At 48.2% G+C, this 17497-nt stretch carries 15 protein-coding genes, 17 tRNA genes and 4 pseudogenes; 2 read left to right on the top strand and 34 right to left on the bottom strand.

All coding sequences use genetic code 11. The features are described from left to right. Nucleotides 1-20 precede the first annotated feature (20 nt). Nucleotides 21-1072: pseudogene (locus JCM10914_RS18740) on the top strand (M23 family metallopeptidase). A 51-nt stretch (nt 1073-1123) separates the two neighbouring features. Here JCM10914_RS18740 and yunB read toward each other — a convergent pair. The 6 genes from yunB to JCM10914_RS18710 form a co-directional block, all read right to left on the bottom strand. After that, nucleotides 1124-2080 carry a sporulation protein YunB gene (gene yunB / locus JCM10914_RS18735; RefSeq protein WP_081739846.1) on the bottom strand — a complete coding sequence of 319 codons (957 nt, stop codon included), beginning with the start codon at nt 2078-2080 and terminating at the stop codon, nt 1124-1126. 108 nt (nt 2081-2188) lie between these two features. Further along, a complete protein-coding gene (locus tag JCM10914_RS18730) occupies nt 2189-2527 on the bottom strand; it encodes a helix-turn-helix transcriptional regulator (RefSeq protein ID WP_023963654.1) in 339 nt (112 codons plus the stop codon). 3 nt (nt 2528-2530) lie between these two features. Further along, nucleotides 2531-2956: an SRPBCC domain-containing protein gene (locus tag JCM10914_RS18725; RefSeq protein ID WP_023963653.1), complete on the bottom strand. Its 426-nt coding sequence runs from the start codon at nt 2954-2956 to the stop codon at nt 2531-2533. A 74-nt stretch (nt 2957-3030) separates the two neighbouring features. Continuing rightward, nucleotides 3031-3459, bottom strand: a complete 429-nt coding sequence (locus tag JCM10914_RS18720; RefSeq protein ID WP_023963652.1) for a DUF1801 domain-containing protein — start codon at nt 3457-3459, stop codon at nt 3031-3033. A 94-nt stretch (nt 3460-3553) separates the two neighbouring features. Beyond that, nucleotides 3554-4351 (bottom strand): RNA methyltransferase, encoded by a 798-nt coding sequence (locus JCM10914_RS18715; protein WP_023963651.1) that lies wholly within the window; start codon nt 4349-4351, stop codon nt 3554-3556. Between the two features lie 35 nt (nt 4352-4386). Next, nucleotides 4387-5079, bottom strand: a complete 693-nt coding sequence (locus tag JCM10914_RS18710) for a TrkA family potassium uptake protein (protein ID WP_081739845.1) — start codon at nt 5077-5079, stop codon at nt 4387-4389. Nucleotides 5080-5192: 113 nt separating this feature from the next. Here JCM10914_RS18710 and sspI point away from each other — a divergent pair, with 113 nt between their 5' ends. Further along, on the top strand, nt 5193-5429 hold the full coding sequence (gene sspI / locus JCM10914_RS18705) for a small acid-soluble spore protein SspI (protein WP_023963649.1): 237 nt from the start codon (nt 5193-5195) through the stop codon (nt 5427-5429). A 92-nt stretch (nt 5430-5521) separates the two neighbouring features. On the opposite strand, the gene JCM10914_RS18700 is transcribed toward sspI, so the two are convergent. The 28 genes and pseudogenes from JCM10914_RS18700 to JCM10914_RS18565 all read right to left on the bottom strand — a co-directional run bounded on the left by JCM10914_RS18700 (nt 5522) and on the right by JCM10914_RS18565 (nt 17442). Continuing rightward, nucleotides 5522-7102: a peptide chain release factor 3 gene (locus JCM10914_RS18700; RefSeq protein ID WP_023963648.1), complete on the bottom strand. Its 1581-nt coding sequence runs from the start codon at nt 7100-7102 to the stop codon at nt 5522-5524. A gap of 127 nt (nt 7103-7229) precedes the next feature. Next, nucleotides 7230-8776 (bottom strand): annotated as a pseudogene (gene zwf / locus JCM10914_RS18695) (glucose-6-phosphate dehydrogenase). Between the two features lie 137 nt (nt 8777-8913). Further along, complete coding sequence (locus tag JCM10914_RS18690) at nt 8914-9720, bottom strand: YwmB family TATA-box binding protein (RefSeq protein ID WP_023963646.1); 807 nt, start codon at nt 9718-9720, stop codon at nt 8914-8916. Nucleotides 9721-9871: 151 nt separating this feature from the next. Further along, the gene (locus tag JCM10914_RS18685; RefSeq protein ID WP_036718996.1) at nt 9872-10522 is read right to left on the bottom strand and encodes a response regulator transcription factor; all 651 of its coding nucleotides are present in this window, start codon (nt 10520-10522) and stop codon (nt 9872-9874) included. Beyond that, nucleotides 10500-11572: pseudogene (locus JCM10914_RS18680) on the bottom strand (histidine kinase). The gene JCM10914_RS18685 and the pseudogene JCM10914_RS18680 overlap by 23 nt, the downstream one beginning before the upstream one ends. 73 nt (nt 11573-11645) lie before the next feature. Beyond that, complete coding sequence (liaF, locus tag JCM10914_RS18675) at nt 11646-12290, bottom strand: cell wall-active antibiotics response protein LiaF (RefSeq protein WP_023963642.1); 645 nt, start codon at nt 12288-12290, stop codon at nt 11646-11648. A gap of 172 nt (nt 12291-12462) precedes the next feature. Continuing rightward, a complete protein-coding gene (locus JCM10914_RS18670) occupies nt 12463-13152 on the bottom strand; it encodes a PspA/IM30 family protein (RefSeq protein WP_023963641.1) in 690 nt (229 codons plus the stop codon). Nucleotide 13153: 1 nt separating this feature from the next. Beyond that, nucleotides 13154-13644, bottom strand: a pseudogene (locus JCM10914_RS18665) (PspC domain-containing protein). A gap of 2 nt (nt 13645-13646) precedes the next feature. Further along, the gene (locus tag JCM10914_RS18660; protein ID WP_023963639.1) at nt 13647-14321 is read right to left on the bottom strand and encodes a PspA/IM30 family protein; all 675 of its coding nucleotides are present in this window, start codon (nt 14319-14321) and stop codon (nt 13647-13649) included. A gap of 61 nt (nt 14322-14382) precedes the next feature. After that, nucleotides 14383-14682 (bottom strand): hypothetical protein, encoded by a 300-nt coding sequence (locus JCM10914_RS18655; protein WP_023963638.1) that lies wholly within the window; start codon nt 14680-14682, stop codon nt 14383-14385. A 231-nt stretch (nt 14683-14913) separates the two neighbouring features. Beyond that, the gene (locus JCM10914_RS18650; protein WP_023963637.1) at nt 14914-15402 is read right to left on the bottom strand and encodes an MgtC/SapB family protein; all 489 of its coding nucleotides are present in this window, start codon (nt 15400-15402) and stop codon (nt 14914-14916) included. A gap of 335 nt (nt 15403-15737) precedes the next feature. Next, nucleotides 15738-15817: transfer RNA gene (locus tag JCM10914_RS18645), tRNA-Leu, on the bottom strand. A gap of 8 nt (nt 15818-15825) precedes the next feature. Then, nucleotides 15826-15902 (bottom strand) — tRNA-Arg (locus JCM10914_RS18640). 10 nt (nt 15903-15912) lie between these two features. Next, nucleotides 15913-15986 (bottom strand) — tRNA-Cys (locus JCM10914_RS18635). 11 nt (nt 15987-15997) lie between these two features. Further along, nucleotides 15998-16072, bottom strand: a tRNA-Gly gene (locus JCM10914_RS18630). A 14-nt stretch (nt 16073-16086) separates the two neighbouring features. Further along, nucleotides 16087-16161, bottom strand: a tRNA-Gln gene (locus JCM10914_RS18625). 18 nt (nt 16162-16179) lie between these two features. Continuing rightward, nucleotides 16180-16255, bottom strand: a tRNA-His gene (locus JCM10914_RS18620). Between the two features lie 45 nt (nt 16256-16300). Beyond that, nucleotides 16301-16373 (bottom strand) — tRNA-His (locus tag JCM10914_RS18615). 22 nt (nt 16374-16395) lie between these two features. Continuing rightward, nucleotides 16396-16469 (bottom strand) — tRNA-Trp (locus JCM10914_RS18610). A 6-nt stretch (nt 16470-16475) separates the two neighbouring features. After that, nucleotides 16476-16560: transfer RNA gene (locus JCM10914_RS18605), tRNA-Tyr, on the bottom strand. 7 nt (nt 16561-16567) lie between these two features. Further along, nucleotides 16568-16643 (bottom strand) — tRNA-Thr (locus JCM10914_RS18600). 24 nt (nt 16644-16667) lie between these two features. Next, nucleotides 16668-16743: transfer RNA gene (locus JCM10914_RS18595), tRNA-Phe, on the bottom strand. Between the two features lie 70 nt (nt 16744-16813). Further along, nucleotides 16814-16890: transfer RNA gene (locus JCM10914_RS18590), tRNA-Asp, on the bottom strand. A gap of 32 nt (nt 16891-16922) precedes the next feature. After that, nucleotides 16923-16999: transfer RNA gene (locus JCM10914_RS18585), tRNA-Met, on the bottom strand. Nucleotides 17000-17027: 28 nt separating this feature from the next. Continuing rightward, nucleotides 17028-17103 (bottom strand) — tRNA-Val (locus JCM10914_RS18580). A gap of 75 nt (nt 17104-17178) precedes the next feature. Continuing rightward, nucleotides 17179-17253: transfer RNA gene (locus tag JCM10914_RS18575), tRNA-Glu, on the bottom strand. A gap of 16 nt (nt 17254-17269) precedes the next feature. Continuing rightward, nucleotides 17270-17361 (bottom strand) — tRNA-Ser (locus tag JCM10914_RS18570). Nucleotides 17362-17366: 5 nt separating this feature from the next. Beyond that, nucleotides 17367-17442 (bottom strand) — tRNA-Asn (locus JCM10914_RS18565). Nucleotides 17443-17497: the final 55 nt, after the last annotated feature.

Raw genomic sequence — 17497 nt, 5'->3', positions numbered from 1 at the left:
TACAACCACTTCGGCGTGGCATGAGCAATTACCGTCGGATCGTTGCAGTGATAGCTGCCGTCACGGCTGCATGCTGTTTGTCTGGACACGTATTTGCTTCCGCTTCTGCAATGGGTTCAGCGGTAGAGGAGCCGGCCAAAACAGCCGATGCTGTAACCATATTCGCTGCGAGGAAGTCCATATATGATCAAGTTGCCGCGATTAGCCAAATTCCATGGTATCGGCTTGCAGCCATCGATCAATATGAACGCACATTAACCCGCGTACACCCCAAAGACCGGAAGCATCCGGAGCGGACCGTCGGCATCTTCATCCCTCCTACGAGGTGGGCTGGACCGCTAAACCCGAATCCGGAAGACATGAACCCCACATCCATCAGTGTCTTCTCTGGCATCGGTCTTGACGGTGACGGCGACGGGAAGGCTGATCCCAACAACAATCTTGATCTGTTGTATACAGTGGCTACAAGGTTATCCCCATATGGGCATGCTGCAGACGACTTCAGTATCGGTTTGTGGTCCTACTATCAGAATACCCGGGCCGTGCAGCGGATCATGCAATATGCCAAGTTGTATGAGACGTTCGGCAAGCTGGATCTGTTCGACCATGCATTTCCTTTGCCCGTCAAAAGCGACTACTCTTACCGCAGCACCTTCGGCATGGGGCGCAATTGGGGAGGTCGGAGAACACACGAGGCACTGACTTGTTCGCGCATTATGGAGTACCCGTTCGCAGCACCTGTTTCGGCGTAGTGGAGATTAAGGGTTGGAACAAATACGGCGGCTGGCGCATCGGCATTCGCGATCTAAACAATCATTATCATTATTACGCCCACCTTCAGGGCTTCGACAAAGGTATTTCTCTCGGCGATGTGGTAACGCCAGGGCAAACTTTAGGCTGGGTCGGCAGTTCCGGCTATGGCAAACCAGGCACTTCAGGTAAATTCCCGCCGCATCTCCATTATGGCATTTACCGTGATACCGGATTAACCGAATGGGCATTCGATCCCTATCCGCTATTGAAACGCTGGGAAACGGAAGAAAAGCGAGCAAAGAAAAAAACGCGTTCCTGAGAGTGTTCAGGGCGCGTTTTCTTCATCCAATCATGTTAATTCCCCGTTCCGCTAAGTTCCCCCTCCGGTCTGCCCGCTCTGCGTATGATCCAAACCGGGAACAACCGGCACCAGACTGTCTTGGGAAGTTGAGTCTCCCGGCTGAGCTGTAGAGGGAGGCGTATTGGGCGTATTTCCTGTCCCTTGTTGATCCATTACAGGCGGTGGAATCGCAATGCTTGGTGCATTCGCTTTATTCTCCCCGACCGCCTTGCCTTGGCTGTCATAATAATACATGGGCACATCGCCCACAACGAGCAGATACGATATAGGGATGTCTGTCTCTACAATTTGTGGTTCCATATCGAACGGAACAACAACCGCCACTTCCGTTAAGATATGGACAAACACCTCGACGAGGATCATATTGATCCCCGCGTTTTGCTGTCTCGTATCAAGCTGCACCTTAACTGCTCCCTGCGGCTCGATCTTGAGCGGAATATTCGGTCCGAAGGACGCGATAATCGGACTTTTCATAACCTGCCCCAGCGGTATCTGTTCTTTGCGCTTATGCATATCATCGAGCGTCTTTTGAACGACCTGGGTCGTATGAGAGGTGATCTTGATATGCTCGTTATAATTCAACATGAAACCTGTCACTTTACCGTTGCTGTCCGTTTTCCAATTGACGAGATTATCAAAATCCTTGCCTTCCGTTATTTGTGAGGTAATAGCTTTATTAATCGCTTCCGTAGCGATCTGCTTTACTCTGATTTGGGCAAGATGCATAATTGGTGGGCGCAGGTTCCGCTCGATATATATAAAGAACTGGACGATAAGTATGACAATCAGCAACGAACCGATCAGCCACCATTTGCGTGAACTGCGATGTTTGACTACTTGTGGCCGGCTTCTTACATTGCCTCCTGCCTTAAACCCCCGTCGAACTGGTTTAAACGGCCTCCTCGCTCTAGGCCAGGACAGGGACGGAAAGGACAACCGCCGGCGTCCCCATTTTTTCCTCCTCATATCTAGGTTCCCCCTTTACCCATCCAGGTTAGCCTGTGCACCGTGGCAAGCTCTCTATAGAGGGTATGCGGACAAACCACAAAAAAGAAGAGCAAGGATAAGTTCTCCCTACTCTTCAGACCGTTTGTGATCCTCTTCGACATAATATTTAAGCATGGACAGTTTATTCTCCCAGAACCGGTCGAAGTAAGCAAGCCAATCTTTTAGCTCCATAAGTGGCTGTGGATCCAGGCGGTAGCGGGTTTCCCGTCCAACCTTGCGCTCCCGCAGCAGTCCCGCTTCTTCCAGAATTCGAAGATGCTTGGAGACCGCTGTACGTGTCATAGGGAAGTGCCCCGATATATCCTTCACCGGCATTTCTTTATCGCTTAACAGGCTCAGTAACTTACGGCGCGTGGGATCGGCGATGGCCTGGTAGACATCAGGCTTCGGAGCGGTTGCAGACATCGGTTACGCCCCGACATATGTCGCGAGTTTCTGAACAATGCCTGCCCAGCCATTATCCATACGTCCCCGTACCACATGATGCGCTTCCCCGAACTCCGTCACCTGATCTGCGGTCCAGCCACCATGGATGAGCGTGAATTCCGTATATTCGCCTTGCTGCACTAACTCAAAGGTAACAACCCAATCTTTTCCCCAATTAAAGGAGAGCTTCCTTGGCTCATCAATCAGCGTTACCTTGCAAGGTGAATTGCCAAAAGGACCCGCATTTAGATGAAACTCATAGCCCTCTATAGGTTCAAAATCACTTGGCATAAACCATGCTGCTATTCCTTCTGCCGTTGCTACCGCTTGCCATACCTTCTCAACAGGCGCTTTGAGCAGAATCGTATGACGAATATCCGCCAACTTGCCGCTTGATTGGTTATCCATATAATCCCTCACTTTTGTTTTTGTGAAACCATTTGGTTTCGCATTTTGATTATATGATACCATATGGTTTCATGTCAACGCCCTGATTCTGGATAGGTTTTGTTCAGAAAAATGATCGATTCCGAGATCAGTTGCTTCAATACCTCAACATCAATATCCGCTATTTTGTTAATATACACACAGCCCTTTCCGGCAGTATGCTTACCGAAGCGCTGCAGCAGTGCGTCCCTCTTATCGTCACCTGGCGCGAAATACAGACTGACCTTTGCCTTTCTTGGCGAGAACCCGACCAACGGCGCATCGCCCTCATGTCCGGAAGCATACCGATAATGATATGCGCCAAACCCGATAATGCTAGAACCCCACATTTTTGCCGGGTACCCACTGGTTTCCTCGAAGATGTCCAATAGCCGGTACGCATCTTCACGTTTTCTTGGCGATTCCACTTGCTCAATAAACTCAATCACACTGTGATCCGATTCTTTGGTTTTGAGTTCGTACATGAAACTTCACTCCTTATATGAATGTAAAAAGGCGAGGAATGACCAGCAGCATGATCTGATCTTTCTCCACCTGATAGAAATTCATTCAACCACATTATGGGTTAGCATACTCACGCTGTCTCAGTGCTTCGTACATCAAGACGGAAGCGGCCATGGCCGCATTCAACGATTCGGCCTGACCGGGCATCGGAATGCGAATGGCATCGTCGACTAGCGCCGCCACTTCTGGTGATACCCCTCGACCTTCGCTTCCGATGATAATCCAGCTTGTCCCACGGAAGTCGTATTCGAAGCAATTACGCTCCCCTTCCAGCAAGGTCGTCACCAAACGTGCCCCCCGCTCCCGCGCTTCCGGCAATATATCCAGCAGGTCGCCTTCCAGAATCGGCAAATGGAACAGCGAGCCCATTGTAGAACGCAGCGTCTTCGGATTGTACAGATCCGCACATCCTCGTCCGAGCACAACGCCAGCAGCTCCGATGGCATCGGCGCCTCGAATAATCGTACCCACATTACCAGGATCCTGTAATCCATCCAGAACCATGACAAGCCCGTTCTCCCGCAGAATCAGTTCCTGCCAATCACGCGTTTCCTTTCGGATCACTGCAAAAACTTGCTGGGGAGACGAAGTATCGCTGACTTTGGATATAACCTCCTTAGATACCCCTATCCAATCCGTTCCCTGACCGGTATCCGGTATTTGGCTGAGCTCTAACGGGATTCCCCGCTCTGTGTCATAAGCTACACATTCCACATCCGCCCCTGACATTAGTGCCTCCTGGACAAGATGAATTCCCTCTACAACATATTTATTCAGTTTGTCTCTATACTTTTTCTCCTGCAGTTGTGCCCATGCCTTCACTCGCGGGTTCTGTGGCGACAATATCTCCATGGCTATCATCCGTTCCTGTACTAGTATGATTGTTATTATTTGGGGTAAGCAAGCTCCAGTTTCGTCAGATCGTTCTTATGACCGACGATGATTAACACATCCCCTTGAGCAATCCGGTCGTCTGGGCTAGGTGAAATATTCATATCTGCATCACGCCGGATGGCCATAACGTTGCACCCGAAGCGGGCACGAATATCGAGTTCCCTCAGATTATGCCCGATCAGATCGCCGCTGGCCAGCATTTCCATAATACTATAATCATCTGATAAATCGATGTAGTCCAAAATGTTCGGTGATACGAGATGATGAGCAACTCGAAGGCCCATATCGCGTTCTGGAAAAATCACCTTGTCTGCGCCAATCTTGTGTAGTACTTTGCCGTGCAATTCATTTTTGGCTTTTACGATAATGACCGGTACACCCAAATCCTTCAGAATCAGTGTTGTTAATATACTTGACTGTATATCCTCACCGATGGCCACAACGACCACGTCAAAATTCCGAATACCAAGTGCACGCAGTGCCTCTTCATCGGTTGAATCAGCCGACACCGCATGCGTAACCAAGTTCGCAATTTCTTGCACGCGCTGCTCGCTTGCGTCCACAGCCAGCACATCAAATCCCATGCCGCTTAGTTCCTTGGCAACACTCGTGCCGAAACGCCCCATACCGATTACCGCGAACTGTTTCTTCGCCATATCCTTATCCCTCCGCCACTTAAGGCCCATCCAATGTCCTATAATGTGATTAGTATATCACACAGCCCAAGATACTTGTATGTAACCGCCTGTGAAGGGGTACATTACTCAATGACCCTTTCATAACAAGGAGGAACATTTCGATGTCCATATTGTTAGATCTTAGGCAAGCTGTCATTCATAAAGTCCATAATCAGGACGAAGGAGAGCTCCGCTCCATGATCGAGGGTTCCGTAGACGGGCCAGAAGCCGCGCTACCGGGACTTGGTGTCATGTTTGAAATGATCTGGAAAGACATGGATGATTCCCAGCAGAACAACCTCGTCTCAACGATTCATGATCAATTGAAGAACATAACCCCCGGCAAGCTGCAAGAATAACGGTCTTTGATACGGAGAATCACTAAGAACCCCCGAGCCTAATGGCCGGGGGTTCTTGTATGGAATAGCCTGTTGTTCATCTTTCTTGTTGCTTATGGTGCGGTTTCCAGGAACTTCGCGGTAGGATTCTTCTCCATCGCTGTTCTCATCGCATATTCATTCTCGAATAACACCACATAATTATCCTTCTTATCCTTAACGAGGGTCGAATTGATTCGGAACTTGGAAGGATCGATCTGATCATCTACGATCCAACGTGCGAATTGATACGGCATCTTCTGGAGCTGCACATCGACACCGTATTCGCCCTTCATACGATATTCAAAAACCTCGAATTGGAGTTGGCCTACAACCCCCAGAATCGTCTCTTCAAAGCTCACGGTACGGAATACCTGAATGGTTCCCTCTTCAGTCAGCTGATCGATCCCCTTCTGATATTGCTTATGCTTAAGCGCGTTCTTCACAGTAACCTTGGCAAAAATCTCAGGTGAGAACGTTGGCAGTTCATCAAATACCACTTCTCTTCCCTGGCTAAGAGAGTCGCCGATTCGGAAGATACCGGGATCGAACAAGCCGATGATATCCCCAGGATAGGCTTCCTGCACGATATCGCGATCCTGTGCCAGGAATTGCTGCGGCTGGGATAGCTTAATCTCCTTGCCTACCCGAACATGCTTTACGCTCATGCCGCGTTCGAATTTACCAGATACGATTCGCAAGAAAGCGATCCGGTCACGGTGCGCCGGGTTCATATTCGCTTGAATCTTAAATACATAACCGGAGAACTTCTCGTCCGTTGGCTCGACCAAGCCATCCGTACTGCGGCGCGGTTCTGGCTTCGGTGCCAGCTGCAGGAAGTTCTCCAGGAACGTCTGGACGCCGAAATTGTTGATTGCACTACCGAAGAAGACCGGCGTCAACTGTCCCTGCATAACCTTCTCCAGATCGAATGGATCGCCTGCCACGTCCAGCAGTTCCAAGTCCTGGCATAATTGATCATGCAGATAATCTCCGGCCATCTCACGGATAAGGGGATCCTCGTACCCATCAACCTTCTGCACTTTAATTGTCGAATGGTCATCGCCTTGGAACAGCTCAACTTGATTCTTCACGCGATCATATACCCCGCACAGATCGCGACCTGAACCGATTGGCCAGTTCATGGGCACGGAACGAATGCCTAGAACCTGCTCCAGCTCTTCCATGAGATCGAACGGACTTTGGCCTTCACGATCCAGTTTATTGATGAATGTGAAGATTGGAATGCCTCGCTTTGCGCAGACCTGGAACAATTTGATCGTCTGAGCCTCGACGCCTTTGGCAACGTCTATCAACATAACCGCGCTATCCGCTGCAGTTAGTGTTCGATACGTGTCTTCACTGAAATCCTGGTGACCCGGTGTATCCAATATGTTAATGCGATGTCCAGCATAATCAAATTGCATGACGGAAGAAGTTACGGAGATTCCCCGTTGCTTCTCAATTTCCATCCAGTCACTCGTAGCGTGCTTGCTCGCCTTGCGAGCCTTAACTGTTCCTGCTAAACGGATCGCTCCCCCGAACAGCAGCAGCTTCTCGGTCAGCGTTGTCTTACCGGCATCAGGGTGAGATATAATCGCAAACGTGCGTCGCTTATCCACTTCCTGCTGCAACTCATCTATTAGCTTAGCCATTTCACTTATCCCTTCGTCACTAAAGTCATGTATATCATTGTACCACAATTAGTACGCAAATCATCCCCATACGCCTGGCGTAAGGGGATGATTTTCAGACTTAATTATGGCATCTGTTTATGGCAAGTTAGTTTTTCAGCCAAACCACATTGTCCTCAAGCTGACCATTAACTGGCCACCAATGGAATCCGTCTTCCTGTAGCAGTTCGTCTGCCTTTTTCGGTCCCCAAGAGCCTGCAGGATATGACTCAAGTTCACCTTGATTCTCTTTCCAAGCGTCGGCGATCCGATCCACGAAGGACCATGCCGATGCAACTTCATCCCAGCGTGTGAAGTAGGTGGAATCTCCCTCGGCAGCGTCATGCAGCAGACGTTCGTACGCCTCCGGCGAATTAATGCCCACGATGCAGCTCTGGCAGAAGTCCATAGCAACGGGCGCAATCTCAGACTCAGATCCGGTTTCTTGGCATTGATCTTCACGTACAGGCCTTCCATCGGGTTAACGCGGATCACCAGCAGGTTGGGCTCCAGTGAATGCTTCTGACCCAAGTAGACATTGGTCGGCATCCGTTTGAATTCAACAACGACCTCGGTCGTTTTCACCGGGAGACGTTTGCCTGTTCTAATGTAGAACGGCACTCCTGCCCAGCGGAAATTATCAACGAATACCCGTGCTGCAAAATATGTCTCCGTATTGGAATCCGGATTTACCTTATCTTCTTCGCGATATGCAGGGAGATCCTTGCCTCCGGCGCTACCGCTCGTATATTGACCACGTACCACATTGTTCTTAACTTCCTCGTTGGTAGCGTATGGACGCAAGGAACGTAGTACCTTTACCTTCTCATCGCGGATATCCTCGGCGAGCAGACGGCTCGGCGGTTCCATGGCAATCATCGTCAGCAGCTGCAGCATATGGTTCTGCCCCATATCTCTGAGGGCTCCTGCATGGTCGTAATAACCTCCGCGTTCCTCAACACCAACCGTTTCACCGAGGGTGATTTGAATGTTGGCAATATGTTTATTATTCCAGAGTGGCTCAAAGAATGCATTGGCAAAACGAATGACCTCAATGTTCTGCACCATTTCTTTGCCAAGATAATGATCGATCCGGAAAATCTCTTCTTCCTTAAACACTTTGCGAATCTCTTCGTTCAGCTTGGCAGCCGACTCCAGATCGTATCCGAAAGGCTTCTCAATGACCAGACGATTCCAACCCTCGCCATCAAGCATGCCGCCCTTCATCAGATTAAAGGACACGCTACCGAACAATTCCGGCGCAAGCGCAAGATAGAACAGACGATTACCTGGAATATTGTATCTTGCTTCCAACTGCTCAGTCTGCTCCCGCAATTCGCGGAAACCGTCGATATTGTTAATATCCAATGATTTATATTCGAAATGTTGAGCGAATGTATTCCATTCATCATCCTGCTCAGAGCTGTATCGGCAAAACTCTTCAATGGAGCGGTACACGTCCTCCCGGAATTCATCCTGAGTACGCGGACGTCGTGCCACGCCGATTACAGCAAAATCCTCATCTAATTTCCCTTCACGATAAAGACTATAGATCGCCGGAAACAGTTTACGTCTTGCTAAATCACCGGTCGCTCCAAAGATGAAAAATACCGCACCCGGTGTCTTCAATGTATCTAGATTTTGAATTTCAGCCATGGCTCCTCATTCTTTCTATGTAATATAGTGTATTTTTATGCAACTAAACTTAACATGATGTGATGACAGTTTAGCACATTCATTTCAAGTATGCTATCTCATTTCACAATTTTTCATCGTAGTTTCAGAAGAGATTTTCAGTATTCTACCGTAATGACGGGAAATCCGATCGTTATTCTACTGCTTTTCTTCACCGAATCTTCATGCACTGCCATTTGCATATGAATGGAATCATTTCCACTTCGCACAAAATTCGATAATCTCGCAGCATAATATGAGCGGCTAACCGTTGTACTATCATCATAATGCTCTACTAGAGAAATAGGAAGAGTTTTAATAATTACATTTTCTGCCTGCTCTATCGTTTCCTTCGCTGCAACGTTCTCAGATGCATATCCTTGTATAGAAACATTCCAATTCGGTTCGATACCAGCCTGAAGCATCGACTGCTGAAGTCCATCCAGTAAGGACACTAGCTCTTGCTGCTGAACTTGCGGAGATTGGCTTACCAGCAAGATTCTGACATGACTTTTTCCTTGCTGAGTTAGAGCCCAATCCAGTTTCACGTCCACGCCAGATAGCATACCTCCAGCAGTAAATACCTTGTTGCCCTGCAGTGTACTCGTAACGATGTTATGAAGACCGATCATGTTTCCAAGTTCTTGTGCTGCTGTGTTAGCTTGCTCGATCGAAAGCGTATTTATAAGTTCACCCTGGATCTTGAGCGTAAGTACGGATTTAGGGACCATGAGTTCATTTCCAAAATCGATCAGCAACTTCAACTCGTTGCCTATTGCGGCAGCATCTGTTTGAGTGGCTACTGCCCTTTCTGGCGTGATGCTAGCATATTGTTCTCCTGTTATTCCTTTGAATCCGAGTATGATCCCGACCGAAGCGCAGAGCACTAAGACCATCATGATCACTTGTAAACGCAAACCCCGCATCACAAAACCACCCTCTCTTCCAATCTATCAATCTACTAAAAGGATGGCCGCTTCAGCATGCATTTATACCTCCGGCATTCTTAAAAAGAAGCAAACACAAAAAACGCCCTCAGGGCGTTGAAGGTGGATATGAAGAATGGACTCTTACCGACTACTCAGCAAGTCCGTTCTTATATGCATAAATAGCGGCTTGCGTACGGTCCTCTACGCTGAGCTTGCTCAGAATATTGGTCACATGGAACTTTACCGTCTTGATGCCAATAATAAGATCATCGGCGATATCTTGATTGGATTTACCTTGTGCCAGTAATCGAAGCACTTCCATCTCCCGATCCGTCAGATCATGATGTGCCGCTGTCTCGTTCTGGGGATGGCGGAATCGATTCATCATCTTGGAAGCAACTTGCGACTCCAGGACAGACTGTCCCCGAGCAGCAGCTCGAATTGCGTCAGCTACCTCGGAAGCACGGGAAGTTTTCAACAGATAGCTGAACGCCCCGGCTTCGATCACCGGATACATTTTCTCGTCATCTAAATAGCTGGTGAGTACTATTACTTTCAGATTGGGAAATTGTTTCATCAACTGTCTTGTCGTCTCAATCCCGTCCATTCCGTCCATCACCAGATCCATGAGTACGACATCAGGATGATACTCCTGAGCCAGACGAATGCCTTCTTCACCGCTTCCGGCTTCCCCTACCACCTCAATGTTATCCTCAGTTCCCAGTACGGCCGCAAGACCGATGCGAACCATCTCATGATCATCCACCAAGAGCACTTTAATCGGCGCTTCCATCTCCATCCCCCCGTTTGCGTTCTTCATTCACGACTGGCACCGTAATTTCAATGCGAGTACCTTTACCAGGTGCTGTAATAAACTGCAGCGAACCGCCAATCTCGGTCACACGTTCCTGCATGGTAGAGAGTCCATACGATATCTGTTTCTTGTCGTCCATTTCAAACCCGATACCATCATCACGCAACATCACGCGAACGGTATTTTGTCTGCGATGAATGCGAATGTCCATCCTCTCCGCTTTCGCATGCCTGAGCGTGTTCGACATCGCCTCCTGCACGATGCGAAACAGATGGTTCTCAATGCCTTTCACTAAATGGATGTTGTCATCCATCTCGAACGTTATTTCCATCGGCACTTTGATTTGCAATTCCTTGATGAGATCCCGCAGCCCTTGCTCTAGTGCTTTGCCCTCTAGATAAACCGGACGTAAATGCAGCAGCAGGGCCCTCATCTCGGATTGGGCAACCGCTGACATTTCCTCAATCAAGCAACCTGGCGCTGCGCCTTGCCAAAATCCTTATCAAGTGTTCTTCCGACTGCGGTAGCCGTCATCGATATCGCGAATAGCTGCTGTGACACGGCATCATGGAGTTCTCTTGCCAGGCGCTGCCTCTCTTCAACGATAGCCGTCACGCGAGCTTGCTCGGCTAACTGTGCGTTATTGGTGGACAGTCGCTGCAGGGTGGAGACTTGATCCTCCCATTTCTTGCTGATCTGGACCAGTTGCTCGCCAAGCCTACCCACTTCATCTTTACCAATATCAGGCATCACGTCGGTTAATGTGCCTTTTTCCCAACTGACCAATGTCTCCCTGACCAAATCCACGCGCCGCTTCAATCGATACCCCTGAAAAAAACCGTAGATTGCCCCAAGTCCGACCGGAAGCAACACGAGTGTGATGGTCGCCTCAAGCCGGTTCTTCCACGAATCAAACGGCTGTAAATATCCGTATGTATATAACAAATAAAGAACGACCAGCATGACGGCCAACCCCAGGAGAGTCCCTTCGCGCATACTTTGAGTAATGATATTCCCTTTTTTTTCAGTTTCCACAAGGTAACCCTCCTGATCGGCCATTTTATAAACACTAGACAGCATCATTAACTTAAACGAAATATTCTTTATATTATGTCATCTTAATATTCAAATCTCCACCTATATAAGAAACGATAAACTTAACCTTATATTCACTCGTCTCATAATTGGGAGAAGTATATCGAACACGGTTGAGCAGCCCTGTATCTTTGCGGTCACCTAAATGAATCGAACCGAAGAGGATCGAAGCTTCAATCTCAACGCCATAATAATCCGGAATCATAAGATCCATGTCCCCAAGCAATCCATGGAACATCAGGACCGTATGTCGCTCTTCTGGTAGAGCTAAGGACAAATCGATGTCGGAGTCCCCTAGCACATGCCATGAGCTAAGGCTGCGCATCACCCAAGGCGCTCGATTCCATTCCAAGTTGGACATAAAGTTCTGCTTCTGGACATATGCTGTGGTGGTATGGGCACGCTTGGACTTGCCGTAGAAGATACCGAGTGAAATCAGACCAATGCCAATGATCAACATCAAATGGTCCAGTAAGAGCAATACAGTCCCCACACCGAGCAGCATATATCCCTTCTTGGTCTGGCCATCCCGGATTTGAAGCACACCTGCAAAGACGAGCAATAGGGCAACAATGGTAAAGAAACCGAGCCACTGGCCGAATAGCATCGCAAATCCCAAGATAATTAATCCAATTGAAATCCATCGGCTTCTTCCCATGTCGCACCTCCTTGAGATGTAATAAAAAGCTCGGAAAAGCCATAGCCGTGCAGGTTACCCGCACGGTATGGCTTAGCCTGAACTATGCGGACTAACACTCATTCCGTATAGCATATCATATGAAGCTGTGTTCGAATACGGTTTCGTCTTATTTTGCCTTCTTGCTAGGTCATTACTCCGATTTGGAGGATTTGTTACCCACTTTGTTCTTGAGCGCTTGCAACTGCTCATCCACCTTTACTTGCTTCTCAGCGTCCACTGGTGAAGTATATACGGCGTTATTCGGACGGTATGGTGCACGAAGCACATCGGCTTCAGCTTCCATCTGCATAATTTTCTCTTCCATACGGTGGAAGCCCATTGATGCGCTGCCACTCTCGATTGTATGCAGGCTGCTTACCTGAGACATTTGCTTCTTCGCTTTGGCCATCTGAGCACGGGATACAAGCTCATTGCGCTTATTACGCATTTTGTAGAATTCATCTTTCATTTCATGCAACTGTGCAACAAGCTCTTTCGCTTGCGATTCGGAATCCAGGTGAAGCTGTGCATACTCGGTTTCTTTTTGATCGAAGTAGATTTTCTCTTCCAGCAGTTTGCGTGCAACTTCCTCTTGACCATTCTTGAGTGCGAGCTCAGCTTGTGCTTCGCGCTGCGCAGCCATCTTCACGGCTTCTTCTACGCGCTGCTTCATCCGGCGCTCATTGGCCATTTGTTTCGCAACCGTTACCTCTGCTTCATGAATCTCTGCTTCCATGTCCCTCAGGTATTGATTCAACATTACAATTGGATCTTCTACTTTATCCAGCAGTTCATTCACCGATGCCTTCGTCATATCTTTCAGTCTTTTAAATACTCCCATGTTATTTATCTCCCTTCTCATAATCCGATATTTTTTTCTTAAGTTCTTCAATCTCTTTTTGCATGGCCTTCTTCTCAATATCCTTCATCATGCATCCAGATCGGAATCTGAGCTGCCGTTGTTTCTTGCTCCAGAGCCTCCGCTAGGGGCGGCTGGACGATCGTATCTTGGGCCATAGCCACCTTCATTCGGATAACCTTGACGTCCGTATCCATCGTGATTATAGCCTGGGCCTGGACCGTTGTTGTAGCCATCGTTACGATAATTCCCATGTCTTCCCTGTGGCGGTGCGTAGGGGTCGTGATAATATGGCTCTTTAGGAATAACAAGCGCTGCGATCAGATATATCAGAAGCGTTGTACCGCCTGTAAAGAATATACTGATTACAAAAATGATTCGGAGTAGGGTCGATTCGACTCCGAAATAATCGGATATGCCGCCTATCAACCCTGTGAACATCTTGTCGCGGGTGGAACGGTACAATCTAGTCATATTTACTCCTTTCCGCTGTTGTTCAGCTTTTCCTTCAACCGGGCAAGCTCCTTCTCAAGAATGGTGGAGACCGAGGATCCCGTCTGTTCACCATAATCCTGCCCCATGCGACGTAAATCGCGCAGGCTTCTTGCTTCCAGCTCCCAGTCACTGATGCGGTCTTCCAAGCGGTTGAACATCTTAGGTACATCCTGTGCGCCGTAAGATCCTGTCCGCTCATTCATCTTCTGTTGCAGTCGTAGCGTCTCAACCCGAGCAACATAATACTGGCGCTTGCTGTATACCGTTTGGTATTCCATTCGCAGTTCACCGAGCTGCTCCTCGATTTCTTTTAACGAATCCAGGCTCGATGACAACAGGCCTTCATATTGCTCAATCTTTTCCTCATAGATCAGCTTCTCTTGCAGTGCCAGCTTTGCAAGATGATCTTCACCGGCTTTCAAAGCGAGTAATGCTTGCTCTTCACGTTTGGAGCGCATATTCTGTGCTTGGTCAACTTGCTGTTTTAGCTGTCTTGAATGCGTTTGACATTGCTGATGCAGCTTCTCTGCTTCTGCAATATCCTGTCTGGTTGAATGCAGGAACTGATCAATCAATCGTACCGGATCCTGGCTCTCTTCGAGCTTCTCATTCAGTGTTGCAACGGTTATATCTCGTATCCGTCGAAAAACGCTCATATTGGCTTAGCCTCCTCTTCTATCACAATCGTTATATTGCCTTGCAGTTATTCATGCTGCTTTAGTAACGTGGTCTTCCCTTCTTCAACCTGGACACCCCATAGATGATTAAGATGATTCCAAGAATTGGGCCAATTACCCAGGAAAGCTTACCCATCAGCCAGATGACACCGATACCCAGGATCACCCATCCGATTAAGGTGTTACCACGCCGAACTCCGTAATATCCAAGTGCGATCATCAGCACTGGAATCAGAAGACTGAACAACCATCCGAGCAACGGACCAAACACACCCAGGAGAACCAATATCCCTACACCAATCAAAAGGATACTCATTCCATTGCCTCTCGAATTCCTCATGTATACACCACCTTTCTTTAAGTTCATTAATCATTTATTGATTTGTTCAACCTTATGACTCTATTCTAGGTAATTTCCGCTTTAACTAAAACGGACTACGGACGGTTTTTCGTACTAGACCTAAGTCGGGGCAGTTGACAGACCTGCGTCCAAGCCCGGTGCTAGCTGCTTTGGGCATGCAAAAAAGAGGAAGGCAGAGCAGCCCCTGCATTCCTCTTCAATCCGTTCTATTTATTCGGATAGTTCTTGCACATCCGTTTCACTCTCTTTACGTGTCGAGGATCTAGACTTGTTAAACTTCTGCCATTCCAGCAAATTAGCGAACCGTGCCAATCCCATGCAGAGTATAACGGTGAATAAGACCAGACTGTAGAAACCAGCACCGATGCCGATACCGACGCCGCCAACGAACAAGATCATTGCAGCTGATGTGAGACCCTTTACCTTTAGGCCATCTTTCAGGATGACTCCTGCGCCCAGGAAACCTAGCCCTGTTACAATCTGAGCAGCCAGACGCATCGGATCCATCATCGTTCTGCCATCTGCAGTTGAAAGTTTATCTACACTATAAATCGAGATTAATGTAATTAAACAACTTGCTACGCAAACATACATATACGTTTTTAATCCTGCCGGCTTACTCTTTGACTCCCGATCCCAGCCGATGAGAAATCCCAGAAGAGCGCTTAACGTAATTCGAATGTAAATCTCAAAATCCAAATGACAACAACTCCTTCTGCCTCTTGGGACATTCAACAGCAATGATTCATCATATTAACCTTACAAACACTTTAGACAGCGGCATTCCGACTTAGAATATACAACCATCCATCTGGCCCCAGTCACGTATATAATCTCCATTCATGTCCAAGAATGACCTCCTTCCCATGGATGTTCATCGTGCCTGCCTGCAATGGCCATAGCTGTACCTATTTTATCACGATCTTCGGCTTACTTGATACGATTTAATTACCTTAAATTACCTAAATCCTTTAGGCTTATTAGATTACAACAAAAAAGAACGTAGACCATGTCTACGTTCTTCCTCTGGATGATGCCGGTGAAGGGACTCGAACCCCCACGGTTTCCCTCACGATTTTGAGTCGCGCGCGTCTGCCAATTCCGCCACACCGGCTTACTTAATGGCGTGCCCTAAGAGATTCGAACTCCTGACCTTTTGATTCGTAGTCAAACGCTCTATCCAGCTGAGCTAAGGGCACAAAATATTAATGGAGGCGCCACCCAGATTCGAACTGGGGATAAAGCTTTTGCAGAGCTGTGCCTTACCACTTGGCTATGGCGCCAGAAATAAAAATGGAGCGGACGACGGGAATCGAACCCGCGACCCTCGCCTTGGCAAGGCGATGCTCTACCGCTGAGCCACGTCCGCTTACAAAAAACAAATGGCTGGGGATATAGGATTCGAACCTATGCATGACGGAGTCAAAGTCCGTTGCCTTACCGCTTGGCTAATCCCCAACATTTTTTAAAAAACTATGGGGCGACCGATGGGTCTCGAACCCACGAATGCCGGAACCACAATCCGGTGCGTTAACCCCTTCGCCACGATCGCCATAATGAAATAGTTTTTTTGGAGAATAATTATAATGAAGTAATGGGCGACCGATGGGTCTCGAACCCACGAATGCCGGAACCACAATCCGGTGCGTTAACCCCTTCGCGACGATCGCCAAGTTCATTATAAAGATTCAATGGCAGGGGCAGCAGGAATTGAACCCACACTAACGGTTTTGGAGACCGCTGTTCTACCTTTAAACTATGCCCCTAAAAACTGGTGGAGGATGATGGATTCGAACCACCGAACTCGAAGAGAGCAGATTTACAGTCTGCCGTGTTTAGCCACTTCACTAATCCTCCAAAAAAATGGTGCCGGCGAGAGGACTTGAACCCCCAACCTACTGATTACAAGTCAGTTGCTCTACCAGTTGAGCTACACCGGCAAGTGTAGATTTACAAAAATTACATGGTGGCTCGGGACGGAATCGAACCGCCGACACGAGGATTTTCAGTCCTCTGCTCTACCGACTGAGCTACCGAGCCTTAAAGTTCTTCGCGAACTTCGACGAAACCCAAATCGGATACTCATCTCATCCCTGAAGCTTGTAAAAAATGGCGGAACTGACGGGATTCGAACCCGCGATCTCCTGCGTGACAGGCAGGCATGTTAGGCCTCTACACCACAGTTCCATGAGGCACTATCGCAATAAGCGATATAAAATTGGTTGCGGGGGCAGGATTTGAACCTGCGACCTTCGGGTTATGAGCCCGACGAGCTACCGAACTGCTCCACCCCGCGTCATTAAAAGGGTTATTCAAGAATTTCATGGTGGAGGCTGAGGGGTTCGAACCCCCGACCCTCTGCTTGTAAGGCAGATGCTCTCCCAGCTGAGCTAAGCCTCCGTAACAAAATCGACCTTTATCATACCAAAATGCATTATAAGAAGCAAGTCTTTTTCTGATGATAAATGAAATTTATGGTGACCCGTAGGGGATTCGAACCCCTGTTACCTCCGTGAAAGGGAGGTGTCTTAACCCCTTGACCAACGGGCCGTGCTTGAAATAATAGTGGCGGAGAGAGAGGGATTCGAACCCTCGAGACGCTTTTGGCGCCTACACGATTTCCAATCGTGCTCCTTCGGCCAACTCGGACACCTCTCCATAAATGGCTCCCCGAACAGGACTCGAACCTGTGACAACTCGATTAACAGTCGAGTGCTCTACCAACTGAGCTATCAGGGAACAATATTCAATTCAGATGCTTGATCACCTGAAAACTAGATACGAAACGAATGTT

Source organism: Paenibacillus sp. JCM 10914 (assembly GCF_001315105.1).
Taxonomy (GTDB): Bacteria; Bacillota; Bacilli; order Paenibacillales; family Paenibacillaceae; genus Paenibacillus_AQ.
This window is presented reverse-complemented; position numbering and strand designations above follow the sequence as displayed.